The organism is Xanthomonas cissicola (assembly GCF_008801575.1).
Classification (GTDB): Bacteria; Pseudomonadota; Gammaproteobacteria; order Xanthomonadales; family Xanthomonadaceae; genus Xanthomonas; species Xanthomonas cissicola.
Genome location: NZ_VZPL01000096.1, coordinates 1 through 11,184, shown reverse-complemented (window position 1 = coordinate 11,184; position 11,184 = coordinate 1). Strand labels below are relative to the sequence as shown.

11 protein-coding genes and 1 pseudogene are annotated in these 11,184 nt (G+C 66.6%); 7 read left to right on the top strand and 5 right to left on the bottom strand.

The genetic code is table 11. The features are described 5' to 3' along the window. Window positions 1-653 precede the first annotated feature (653 nt). The 3 genes from ttcA to F7R02_RS22575 all read left to right on the top strand — a co-directional run bounded on the left by ttcA (window position 654) and on the right by F7R02_RS22575 (window position 3,728). Window positions 654-1,571, top strand: a complete 918-nt coding sequence (ttcA, locus tag F7R02_RS22590) for a tRNA 2-thiocytidine(32) synthetase TtcA (protein ID WP_078537628.1) — start codon at window positions 654-656, stop codon at window positions 1,569-1,571. Between the two features lie 64 nt (window positions 1,572-1,635). Next, the gene (locus F7R02_RS22585) at window positions 1,636-2,541 is read left to right on the top strand and encodes a recombination-associated protein RdgC (protein WP_003484983.1); all 906 of its coding nucleotides are present in this window, start codon (window positions 1,636-1,638) and stop codon (window positions 2,539-2,541) included. A gap of 401 nt (window positions 2,542-2,942) precedes the next feature. Further along, entirely contained in the window at window positions 2,943-3,728 is a 786-nt protein-coding gene (locus F7R02_RS22575) for a YgjP family zinc-dependent metalloprotease (protein WP_005923125.1), read from the top strand. A gap of 448 nt (window positions 3,729-4,176) precedes the next feature. Here the strand turns inward: F7R02_RS22575 and F7R02_RS22565 are convergent, their stop codons facing one another. Together F7R02_RS22565 and hemH are read right to left on the bottom strand one after the other, a co-directional pair. Beyond that, window positions 4,177-5,037, bottom strand: coding sequence for an alpha/beta fold hydrolase (locus F7R02_RS22565; protein WP_139370915.1), 861 nt, complete (start codon window positions 5,035-5,037; stop codon window positions 4,177-4,179). A gap of 2 nt (window positions 5,038-5,039) precedes the next feature. Next, a complete protein-coding gene (hemH, locus tag F7R02_RS22560) occupies window positions 5,040-6,005 on the bottom strand; it encodes a ferrochelatase (protein ID WP_005917630.1) in 966 nt (321 codons plus the stop codon). 153 nt (window positions 6,006-6,158) lie between these two features. Between hemH and F7R02_RS22555 the strand changes: the two genes are divergently transcribed. The 4 genes from F7R02_RS22555 (at window position 6,159) to tatC (ending at window position 8,743) form a co-directional block, all read left to right on the top strand. Continuing rightward, the gene (locus tag F7R02_RS22555; protein WP_033485809.1) at window positions 6,159-7,067 is read left to right on the top strand and encodes a lipid-binding SYLF domain-containing protein; all 909 of its coding nucleotides are present in this window, start codon (window positions 6,159-6,161) and stop codon (window positions 7,065-7,067) included. A gap of 72 nt (window positions 7,068-7,139) precedes the next feature. Continuing rightward, window positions 7,140-7,367, top strand: coding sequence for a Sec-independent protein translocase subunit TatA (tatA, locus tag F7R02_RS22550; RefSeq protein WP_003484969.1), 228 nt, complete (start codon window positions 7,140-7,142; stop codon window positions 7,365-7,367). A gap of 15 nt (window positions 7,368-7,382) precedes the next feature. Then, window positions 7,383-8,009: a Sec-independent protein translocase protein TatB gene (gene tatB / locus F7R02_RS22545; RefSeq protein ID WP_005929681.1), complete on the top strand. Its 627-nt coding sequence runs from the start codon at window positions 7,383-7,385 to the stop codon at window positions 8,007-8,009. Next, on the top strand, window positions 8,006-8,743 hold the full coding sequence (tatC, locus tag F7R02_RS22540) for a twin-arginine translocase subunit TatC (RefSeq protein ID WP_005917616.1): 738 nt from the start codon (window positions 8,006-8,008) through the stop codon (window positions 8,741-8,743). The genes tatB and tatC overlap by 4 nt, the downstream gene beginning before the upstream one ends. Window positions 8,744-8,972: 229 nt before the next feature. Here tatC and F7R02_RS22535 read toward each other — a convergent pair whose 3' ends face one another. From F7R02_RS22535 to F7R02_RS22520, 3 genes and pseudogenes are all read right to left on the bottom strand, one after another. Beyond that, entirely contained in the window at window positions 8,973-9,872 is a 900-nt protein-coding gene (locus F7R02_RS22535) for a BPSS1780 family membrane protein (protein ID WP_003484965.1), read from the bottom strand. A 59-nt stretch (window positions 9,873-9,931) separates the two neighbouring features. After that, entirely contained in the window at window positions 9,932-10,684 is a 753-nt protein-coding gene (locus F7R02_RS22530) for a glutamine amidotransferase (RefSeq protein WP_005923112.1), read from the bottom strand. 382 nt (window positions 10,685-11,066) lie between these two features. Next, a pseudogene (locus F7R02_RS22520) lies at window positions 11,067-11,184 on the bottom strand (IS5/IS1182 family transposase); the annotation flags it as partial.

Below are 11,184 nucleotides of genomic sequence, written 5' to 3'. Positions count from 1 at the left end.
TGGTCTTGTTGGCGTCGTAGACCTTGAACGCGAGCGGGTTGTCCGAATCGCGGCCTTCGAAACCGATCTTGCCGATGCCGGGGAAATATTCTTTCGCGCCGATGTACACGGTGTTGCTCATGGGGTGAAGCTCCTGCGTCAAGGGGAGGGGAACAGTGGAAGGCGTCGCCACCGAGCGCCTGCAGCCACGCACTGCGGCGCCCGCGCAACCAGCACAGACGGCATGCTTGCGCGCAGTACCGCACGCGCGCGACGGAAAATGTTAGCGCTACCACAATTGCGGCCGAAAAAAGCCACGCCATGGAGCGAAGCTGGAGATGCCATGCCTATCCGGGGGAACACTGTCCTTGCGACTTTACCCAGCCCGGCGCGGAAAGGCTTGCTGCGCTGCGAGATACGAACTGGTCTGTGGTCGCCGGATGGGGGGATGCCGGTGATGCGCCTGGCGTGCTGCCCTCTCCCGCCCTTTGGGCACTCCCTCCGGCGTGCGGAGAGGGAATTGCGTGGAACAGGGCGCGCGCTTCCCGCAACGGGGGCTTGCTCCCTTCTCCCGTTCACGGGGAAGGTGCCCGAAGGGCGGATGGGCGAGGGGCCGCGCCGTCACACCGCACGCCCCTCATCGCACCGGCCACGGCAGCTACAATGGCCGGCTTATGACCGCTGTCCTGCCGCTGCCGCAACCCCTGGCCGACCCCGCGCCGCGCGACCCGCGCCAGCGGCTGCAGCGTGAGCAGCTGCGCCTGGGCAAGCGCCTGCAGCGCCAGGTGGGCCAGGCGATCGCCGACTTCGGCATGATCGCGCCCGGCGACAAGATCATGGTCTGCCTGTCCGGCGGCAAGGACAGCTACACCTTGCTGGACATGCTGCTGCGATTGCAGCGCAAGGCGCCGGTGCCGTTCAGCCTGGTGGCGGTCAATCTGGACCAGAAGCAGCCCGACTTTCCCGCCCATGTGCTGCCGGCCTACCTGCGCGGGCTGGGTGTGCCGTTCGCTATCGTCGAGCAGGACACCTATTCGGTGGTCAGCCGGGTGATTCCGGCCGGCAAGACGATGTGTTCGCTGTGCTCGCGGCTGCGGCGCGGCGCGCTGTATGCCTATGCCCAGACGCATGGCGTGACCAAGATCGCGCTCGGCCACCATCGCGACGACATCGTGGCCACTTTCTTCATGAACCTGTTTCACCACGCGCGGCTGGCGGCGATGGCGCCCAAGCTGCGCAGCGACGACGGCGCGCATGTGGTGATCCGCCCGCTGGCCTACGTGCGCGAGGCCGACATCGCGGCGTACGCGCAGGCGCGGCAGTTTCCGATCATTCCGTGCAATTTGTGCGGCAGCCAGGAAAACCTGCAGCGCCAGCAGGTCGGCAAGCTGCTGCAGCAATGGGACCGCGAGTCCCCCGGGCGCGTGGAACAGATTGCACGCGCCTTGGGCGATGTTCGCCCGGAGCAATTGGCCGACCGCACGTTGTTCGATTTCCTGGCGCTGGGCCGCAGCGGCGATGCGCCGAGCGGTCTTGATCCCGATCCCCGCGCGTGGCTGTCCGCCGGCCACGCCACACACGACAGCGACTGACGCGGCCGATCCGGACGCCGGCAGTCTTTCCACCCTCCACATCTTTCTTTATTCGGTCCAACGCATGTTCTTTCGCAATCTCACCCTGTTCCGTTTTCCCACCACCCTGGATTTTTCGCAGATCGACACCTTGCTGCCGCCCGTGCAGCTCAAGCCGGTCGGCCCGCTGGAAATGAGTTCGCGCGGCTTCATCTCCCCGTTCGGCCGCGACGAGCAGGAAGTGCTCTCGCACCGTCTGGAAGATTTTCTGTGGCTCACCGTCGGCGGCGAGGACAAGATCCTGCCCGGCGCGGTGGTCAACGACCTGCTTGAGCGCAAGGTGGCCGAGATCGAGGAAAAGGAAGGCCGCCGCCCCGGCGGCAAGGCACGCAAGCGCCTCAAGGACGACCTGATCCATGAGCTGCTGCCGCGCGCCTTCGTCAAGAGCTCGCGCACCGACGCCATCCTGGACCTGCAGCACGGCTACATCGCGGTCAACAGCTCCAGCCGCAAGAGCGGCGAGAACGTGATGAGCGAGATCCGCGGCGCGCTGGGCAGCTTTCCCGCGCTGCCGCTCAATGCCGAAGTGGCCCCGCGCGCCATCCTCACCGGCTGGATCGCCGGCGAACCCTTGCCCGAAGGCCTCAGCCTGGGCGAAGAGTGCGAGATGAAGGACCCGATCGAAGGCGGCGCGGTGGTCAAGTGCCAGCACCAGGAATTGCGCGGCGACGAGATCGACAAGCACCTGGAGGCCGGCAAGCAGGTCACCAAGCTGGCGCTGGTGCTGGACGACAATCTCTCGTTCGTGCTCGGCGACGATCTGGTCATCCGCAAGCTCAAGTTCCTCGACGGCGCCCTGGATCAGCTCGAACACAGCGAAGACGACGGTGCACGCGCCGAACTCGACGCACGCTTTGCGTTGATGAGCGCCGAGATCCGCCGCTTGTTCCTGTTGCTGGAAACCGCATTGAAGTTGAGCAAGGCCGAGTAACCAGAAGGTCGAACGGTGGCGGCGTTGAGGCGCGATTCGAGGCGTGAATCGAACGCTCTCGGTGCGTCGAGGACGCGGCGCCCTCACCGCTTGCGGGACACGCCGTGAATCCAGCCGTGGAGGCTCGGCGGCGGCATCCATGCCGCCACACGGTCCCGCAGGCGGTGAGCACACCGCACCAGCGCGTGCTTGCGTTGCTTTCGTGAAGGACAGACGTGCGATGTGGACTGCGACGGTGGCGGAGAAGAGCCCGACAGCACGCCGCAGATCAGGTGCTCTACAACCGATCCATCGGTTGTCCAATCGCTTCCAGAGACGACACCGATCACGGTCTGGCAGTCATCGAGTGCGGCAATCAACGCGTCTCACCGCCTGACACATCGCGGCGGTATCCTGTGCGCATGTTCAAGCCCGTCCGCCGCCTGATTGCACCGCCCTCGCAGGTTGTCGAACGCGACTGCGTGCGCGTGCAGCTGGACGGCCGCGACATCGCGGTACTGCGCGTGCGCGACCCGCGCGCGCGACGCATCAAACTGAGCGTCGACGAGCGCGGCGCACGGCTGACCTTGCCGCTGCGCGCGAGCCTGATTTCCGGCGAACGGTTTCTGCATGCGCATCTGGACTGGCTGACCACACAGCTGTCGCGGTATCAGCAGGTCGATGCGTTTCCTGCACTTGAGCGTGGCGTGCCCGGGCAGCTGCCGTTGCGCGGTGCGTTGCTGCCGTTGAGCTGGCACGAAGGGCGCTATGCACGCATCGATATCACCGACGACGGGGCGCAGTTCCACGTGCCGACCCGCCTGGGCGATGCAGGCCTGCGCCGCACGCTGAAGGAGTTCTACGAAGCGCAGGCGCGCGCCGATGTCGGCCGTTGGTTGCCCACTTATCTGCCCGGCCTGCCGCGCGCCCCGGCGCGGGTGCGGCTGAAGATGATGTCCTCGCAGTGGGGCTCGCTGGCACCGGATGGCTCGATGGCGCTGGACCTGGCGCTGGTACTCGGCCGCCCGTCCGCGTTCGAATACGTGCTGGTGCACGAGCTCTGCCACCTGGTGCAGGCCAACCACTCGCCCGCGTTCTGGGCCGAAGTGGAGCAGCGTTTTCCCAGCTGGCGCGAGGAGCGCAGTTACTTCCACGAACACGGCCGCCAGCTCAAGGCGCAGCTGCGTCGGTTGCTGCACGCGCAGTGACGCAGGCGTAGCGCGCAAGGCCGCGGTGAGGCCCCGTTCGCGGCAGTGGTACGGGTGCGGCAACAGCAACAGGCGATCGGTGCGGCCAGCACCAGCGAGTGGTCAGAGCTGCAGCGAAGAGGCCGCTAGCGCCACGCGTAGGAGGCAGCCCGGGCAAGTTGCCGGCAGGCCAGCGGCGACAGCCAGGCAACGCGTTTTGACAGGGCGTGTTCTGCAGCCGCAGCGCCCGCGTCCAGGGTGCGCGCCGACATCCAGTGGTCGGCGCGACACGCCGCTGCCCACGCCTGGTCCAACAGGACCCGATCGCCGGCATCCAAGTGGTCGGCGGCGCGCACCGCCTGGATGAAGGTCCACGGCGCATGCCATCGATCGAAGGATTCAAGTACGCCCACGACACGGGCGGCATCTGCCGTGGATCTAGTTCACCTGCGCGATTCGCATCTGCGCATCACGCGTGACGCAAACCATCCAAAAGGGCGTTGATCACCGCCGCGACCGCTTCCGGTGCTTCCATATGCACGTGGTGGGTGCCGGGCAGCAGCTGCAGGCGCGCATCGCGCATCATCGCCACGCGGTGGTCGCGCAATGCGTCCGGGAAATACGGCTGTGCGGGCGTGGCGAAGATCGTCTGGGCGGGGCAGGCGATGGAGGCCAGCAGCACGTCGATCTGCGCTTCGGTCATGCGGATGGCGGTGGGCAGGGTCAGGCGCGGATCGCTGCACCAGCTGTAGCCACCTTCCACCACGCGTACGCCGCGTTCGACCAGCAGCCGTGCAGCCGGTTCGGTGAGTTGGTTGGCCATCATGCGCGCGCGTACCGGCATTTCCATCGACGCAAACACCCGCAGCGGCCGCTGCGCTAGCGTGCGTGCCGACGCGACTGCATCGCGCAGGCGTGTGGCGGTGTTTTCCACGGGCTCGGCCAGCGCGCCCAGCGCCTCGATGGCGATCAAGGCCTCCACGCGCTCGGGCGCGGCGGCGGCCAGCAGGCTGGCAATGCCGCCGCCCATCGAGTGGCCGAGCAGGGTGAAGCGCTCCCAGCCCAGGGCATCGGCGACCTGCAACAACAGGGCGATCGCGCTGCTGAGCGTGTATTCGGCGCCTGTCGGCAGCCAGGCGCTGTGGCCGTGGCCGGGCAGATCCAGCAGCACCAGGTCCAGCTCCTGCGCGTGCAGATGCGCGCTCAGTGGCACGAAGCTGGCCGCGTTATCCAGCCAGCCATGCAAGGCCAGCACCCGGCGCGGGCCGCGATCTTGGTTGCGCAATCCGGTGACCCGGCCGATGGCCAGGTCGCATGCAAACGGCTCCAACTTCACGCGCGGCGCGCCACGGCGGCCAGCGCGTGCGCATGCGCATCGCTGGCGTTGAGGCAGGGGATGTAGCTGAGGGTGGCGCCACGTTCGGCCAGCGTTTCGGAAAAGCCCAGCGCTACTTCTTCCAGCGTTTCCAGACAGTCGGTGGCAAAGCCGGGGCAGACCAGGTCGAAACTGCGCACGCCGCCTTCAGCCAGTTTCCACAGCGTGGGTTCGGCGTACGGCTGCAGCCAGCGCTCGGCGCCGAAGCGCGACTGGTAGCCCATCTGCCACTCGTCCGCGCCCAGCCCCAGCGCTGCCACAATCGCCTGCGCGCTGCGTTCGCACTGCTGCGGATACGGGTCGCCGGCATTGGCCACGCGCTGCGGCAGGCCGTGGAAGGAGAACATCAACTTTTCGCTGCGCCCATGCACCTGCCAGTGCGCGCGGATCGACTCGGCGATCGCGGCCACCCAGCCGGTGTCCTCGCAGTAGTCCTGGATCACCTCCACCGCAATCTCCGGCGCGCTGGTGCGCCATGCATCCACCACGTCCTGGATCGAGGCGGTAGTGGTGGTCGAGTACTGCGGATACAGCGGCAGCACCACGATGCGCTTGATGCCGCGTGCGCGCAGCCGGTCCAGCGTCTTGCGCAACGCCGGCTCGCCGTAGCGCATGGCCCATTCCACATGCCAGTCGGGCATGACCGCTTGCAGGCCGCCGGCCAGGCGGCGCGTGTAGACCGCCAGCGGCGAGCCCTCCGGCAACCACACCTTGGCGTATTTTTCGGCCGATTTCGGCCCGCGGATCGGCAGGATCACCCCGTACAGCAGCGGCTTCCAGAACAACGGCGGAATCGCGACCACGCGGCGGTCGCTCAGGAACTCGGCCAGGTAGCGGCGCACGGCCGGGGCGGTCGGCGATTCGGGGGTGCCCAGGTTGACGACCAGCAGGGCGGTATCGGGTGTCGTGTTCATGCGCACCATTCTGGCAGAGCCGGGCACCGCTGCCGACAACAGCGCAACGATCGCTGCGATCGGCCGTCTCTTCCATGCCGGTTGCGCTCACCACCGATTCATTGCGCCGGCACTACCGTCGCGGCATTGCTATCTTTAACGGATTCTTCCTTGGAGCTTGTCATGCCTCGTTTGTCGCGCCTGGCCCTGTTGTTGTCGCTGACGTTGGCCGCCGGCCATGCCGTCGCCGGCCCGGAAGAAGACCAGCGCGCACGAAATGCGGTGCGTGTGCTGACCGAGATCATGAAGATCCCCGAGCAGGCCATTCCGGACAAACTGCTCGACGAGGCGCGCGCCATCGTGGTCATTCCCGACACGCTGAAGGCCGGCCTGGTGATCGGCGGCCGTCGCGGCCATGGACTGATGTCGATGAAGAATGCCGATGGCAGCTGGTCGCAACCGGTGTTCGTCAAGCTGACCGGCGGCAGCATCGGCTTCCAGGCCGGCGTGCAGTCGTCCGACGTGGTGCTGGTGTTCCGCAACGACCGCAGCCTGGACAACATCGTCAACGGCAAGTTCACCCTTGGCGCCGATGCCGGCGTGGCCGCAGGCCCGGTCGGGCGCAACGCCGCTGCGGCTACGGATGGTCAGCTCAAGGCCGAAATCTGGTCATGGTCGCGTGCCCGTGGCCTGTTCGCCGGGGTTGCGCTGGACGGTGCGGTCCTGCAGATCGACGATGCCGCCGACCTCAATGCCTATGGCGGTGGCGCGACCCCGCGCATGATTTTCGAAGGCCGCACCAGCGAACGCCCGTCCACCGATGTGATCGCCTTCCGCGACCGGCTGGAAGAGGCCACCTACACCGCGCGCGCCAATCGCGGCACCGATGCCGCCGCCGATGACGCGCCGCCGGCACCGCGTCCGCAAACCCCGCCGCCGGCGCAGGCACAGCAACCGGCCACTGTGCCGCCTCCGGCCAACGAAGCCAGCACCGTGCCGATGCAGCCCAGCGCCACGCCGCCGGCCCAGCAAGGTTTCCAGCCGGTATCGGAGGGCGAAATCCGCACCGAATCCCTAGACGGCAACCGCTAACGCACTGTCATCCCCCTGCGCGGTGCGCTGGGGTATCCTGCGTCTTCCTTCTTTTCAGCAAGCGAGCAGATCATGGGCGGTTTCAGCATTTGGCACTGGCTGATCGTGCTGGTGATCGTGTTGCTGGTGTTCGGTACCAAGCGGCTCACCAGCGGTGCCAAGGATCTCGGCAGCGCGGTCAAGGAATTCAAGAAAGGCATGCACGACGACGACAAGCCGGCCGGCAAGCTCGGCGACGACTCCCGCACTGCCGAGCAGGCGCGTGAGGCGCAGGCCGAACGCGACCGCGACGCGCGCTGATCCGGAGCGGCGTCGGTGTTTGACATAGGTGTTGGCGAACTGACGCTCATTGCGGTCGTCGCCCTGGTGGTGCTCGGCCCCGAGCGTCTGCCCAAGGCGGCCCGATTTGCCGGATTGTGGGTGCGCCGTGCGCGCATGCAGTGGGACTCGGTCAAGCAGGAACTCGAACGCGAACTCGAGGCCGAAGAGCTCAAGCGCAGCCTGCAGGACGTGCAAGCCTCGCTGCGCGAGGCCGAAGACCAGCTGCGCAACAAGCAACAGCAAGTCGAGCAGGGTGCCCGCGCGCTGCACGACGACGTCAGCCGCGATATCGACATCCGCGCCAGCGCCACGCCGGTGGCAACGCCGCTGGAACTGGCGCATGCGGATTGGTCTGCCAGCCCCGATGTCGATACGGCAGCAGGCGCAACCGATGCGGCTGGAGCTGCACACACCGCGCCGGTCATTGCGCAAGCTCAACCCATTGCGCCAGCGCCGCATCAAACCCTGGTTCCGGCTCCCCACGACACGATAGTGCCGGCGCCGCACGCCGCGCATCTGGCCAGCGCGCCTGAGCCGGTCGCCGTCGTGCCAGTCGATGCGGGCACACCGGCTGCGTCGATGCCGAGCGCGCCAGCCAAGATCCAGGAGAAACAGCCGTGAGCCTGTTCGACGACGCACAGGCCGAAAGCAGTCTGATCGAGCATCTGGTCGAATTACGCGCCCGCCTGGTCCGCGCGCTGATCGGGCTGGGTGTGGTTTTGCTGGCCCTACTGCCGTTTTCGCGGGCGATCTATTCATGGCTGGCCGCACCGCTGATCTCGCAACTGCCGCTGGGGCAGACGATGATCGCGATGAACCCGGCCGGCGCATTTTTCGCCCCGCTCAAGCTGACCTTCTTCGTGGCGGTGTTCTTCAGCGTGCCGTGGCTGCTGTATCAGGCCTGGGCCTTCGTGGCGCCGGGGTTGTACCAGCGCGAAAAGAAACTGGCATTTCCGCTGCTGGCGTCGGCGGTGGCGCTGTTCTACATCGGCTGCGCCTTCGCCTATTTCCTGGTGTTGCCGGCGGTATTCCACTTCCTGACCACGTTCAAGCCGGACGTGATCGCCATTACCCCGGACGCCAATTCGTACCTGGATTTCGTGCTGGCCATTTTCTTCGCCTTCGGCGCGAGTTTCGAACTGCCGGTGGCCTTGGTGATCCTGGTGCTGCTGGGCTGGGTCAGCCCCAAGCAGCTCAGCGAAGGCCGGGGCTACGCCATCGTCGGCATCTTCATCCTGGCCGCCGTGCTGACCCCGCCAGACGTCGTATCGCAGCTGATGCTGGCCATCCCCATGTGCCTGCTCTACGAGCTGGGCATCATGGCCTCGCGTGCTGTGGCACCGAAGCCCGCTTAGTGCCGTCGCTGCACCGAGGCGCGCGCCGCAGTGATCGAACTGGCCGATCAGGGCATCGAAGCGGCGCCGTCGCATGCAGGTGGGCGGTTCGGTCGTCTTCGGGCACGCCAGGTCGCTGCGCGGTATCGCCCCGGATGCCATCGTCCATGTAGGAGCGCACCCGGGCGCGACGAAGCCTACGTCGAGAAGCCCCGGTCGCGCCCAGGTGCGCGCCTACGGCTGCGCGACCTCAAGCAACAAACACATCCGGCCGCGATGGCGGAGCTGGCTGGGCGACGGTGCCGTCGTGGGTGAACATCTGCTTCCATGCCGCATACACCGAGCCGGCGAACACCGGCATGAGCACCGCCATCAGCAGCAGCTGGGCCAGCCACATCGCCACGGTCTGGCCGGCGATCAGGCCGACGATCAGCGCCACGATCATCACCGCGAAATAGATGGCGAAGATGGCGATGAAGGCCAGTACGAAGAACACCAGCATCGCCGGCAGGTTGTGCAGGCTGGCGCGCAGGCTTTCGCGCAGCGCGTGACCGCCGGTGCTGCGGTCGAACATGACCTGCGGCGGCATCACGAACAGCGCCAGCGTCATCGCGGCGAAGGTGGCGATGGTCAGCAGCAGCCACAGCAGGATGCGCCCGGCTGGCAGGCTGGCGGCCAGTTGCTCGATCTGCACCGGATCCGGCTGCGCGCCGGACTGGCTGATCTGGTTGATCTTGACCATCACCTCGGACAACTGCTGCAGCCCGCTGGCGCCGATCATCGCCAGCAGCAGCACGCCCAGCAGCAGGCCGGCAATCAGCTGCGGCAGCAGCGACACCAGCAGATGCGGCGCGCGACCGTCCTGCAGGCCATGCAGCAAATGCGACGGTTTGGCGATGCGGCCTTCGTCCACTTCGCGGATGGCCCACAGCAGGCCGCCCATGAACAACGGGCCGGCCAGCACCAGCAGGAATTGCAGAGCCGGGCCCAACAGCGGCACCAGGACAGATAGCGACACCACCAACGAGGCGGCCACGCTCCAGATCACCCCCAGCGAGCCAAGCGCCAGCGGCGCCCGCTTCAACAGCGAGAAACCGGTCAACAGCCACTCTGCGCCGGCAGATGCCGGCACCTTACGAATTTCGCTCATTCCCATTCCGGATCGATACGCGCGCCGGACCATCCGGCGTCATGCGATTATCGCTGCTTTTAGGTGTGCGCGGCGGGACGAGCGCTCACTGTCTGCAGCCGGCGTGCGTGATGCACGAAGCGGCGCAACAGCTTGCGGGCGATGGGGGCGGCGGTGACCTCGCGGGCGACCGTGCGGGCGCAACGTCCGTGGCGGGCGATGCAGTCGGCACGCGCCTGCACATAGCCGCGCATGTGGTGGGTGGCGAATTCGGGGTGGAACTGGACGCCCCAGGTGGCCCGGCCCCAACGGAAGGCATGGCAGCGGTCCTGCCGGGAGTGCGCCAGCACGACGGCGCCGTCCGGGGCACGCACGACCGTCTGCAGATGGGTGGCATGGGCCGGGAACTGCGGCGGAAGCCCTGCGAATAAAGGATCCTGCTCGGCCGGCGGGTGCAGCTCCAGCGCGATGGTGCCGGATTCGCGCCCGGCCGGGTTGTAGTCGACCTCGCCGCCCAGCGCGTGCGCCAGCAACTGGTGCCCGTAGCAGATGCCCAGCAGCGGCATGCCTTGATGGGCGGCATGGCGCAGCCATTCGGCACTGCGTTCGCTCCAGTCGGCGCGGTCGGTGACGAAGGCCGCCGAACCGCTGACGATGATGCCGGCAAAGTCGGCCGGGTCGGGCAGCGCGTCGCCATTGGCGACGTCGATGGCCACCGTTTCCTGCTCGGCCAGCCCGGCCGCCACGCGGATCCAGTGCGGAAAACGGCCGTATCGCTTCATCTCCGGCACGGGCTGCCCGGTTTCGATGATCAGGAACGGCAAAACGGACATGCGCGAAGATCCGGACACAACAGATGCCCCCGATTGTAGGCGGCAGCGACGCGTTTTTTTCAAGCGCCACTCCAAGACGCGCGCTGCGGGTCATTGCCGAATGACATGTCCTGATGCCCTCGCAGCGAGATGCGGATGATGGTAGCGGTGGTTGCCGACTGGTGCATGTCCTGGATATCGGCAGACAAACGCACGGCTGCAATGACAGTGCCTTTGCGCCGTCGCGGTGGTCAGGTCGAGGCAAGGTTCGGCGGGGTTGCTGTGGAAAAACATCGAATCGTGCATAACCATCCGAACACTGTGCTTGGAGGCTGCGGAGCATGTCGTCGTGCCGGCGTGCTGCATCCCACGCGTTCAATCCATGCAATGTATTAGAACCTGTTCACGATCTTCTGAGTAATAGCGCCAAGAAGGCCAAATGGATGAACTGCAGGCTGGTGTTGAGTTTGCGCTCGCAGTTCTTCCATAGCCTTCGGTTCTTCTCCAGCCAAGCAAAACTA

Bases quoted from the DNA above. Each gene is read 5' to 3' on its own strand.
- ttcA (WP_078537628.1), top strand. From the start codon at position 654: ATGACCGCTGTCCTGCCGCTGCCGCAACCCCTGGCCGACCCCGCGCCG.
- F7R02_RS22585 (WP_003484983.1), top strand. From the start codon at position 1,636: ATGTTCTTTCGCAATCTCACCCTGTTCCGTTTTCCCACCACCCTGGAT.
- F7R02_RS22575 (WP_005923125.1), top strand. From the start codon at position 2,943: ATGTTCAAGCCCGTCCGCCGCCTGATTGCACCGCCCTCGCAGGTTGTC.
- hemH (WP_005917630.1), bottom strand. From the start codon at position 6,005: ATGGTGCGCATGAACACGACACCCGATACCGCCCTGCTGGTCGTCAAC.
- F7R02_RS22555 (WP_033485809.1), top strand. From the start codon at position 6,159: ATGCCTCGTTTGTCGCGCCTGGCCCTGTTGTTGTCGCTGACGTTGGCC.
- tatA (WP_003484969.1), top strand. From the start codon at position 7,140: ATGGGCGGTTTCAGCATTTGGCACTGGCTGATCGTGCTGGTGATCGTG.
- F7R02_RS22535 (WP_003484965.1), bottom strand. From the start codon at position 9,872: ATGAGCGAAATTCGTAAGGTGCCGGCATCTGCCGGCGCAGAGTGGCTG.
- F7R02_RS22530 (WP_005923112.1), bottom strand. From the start codon at position 10,684: ATGTCCGTTTTGCCGTTCCTGATCATCGAAACCGGGCAGCCCGTGCCG.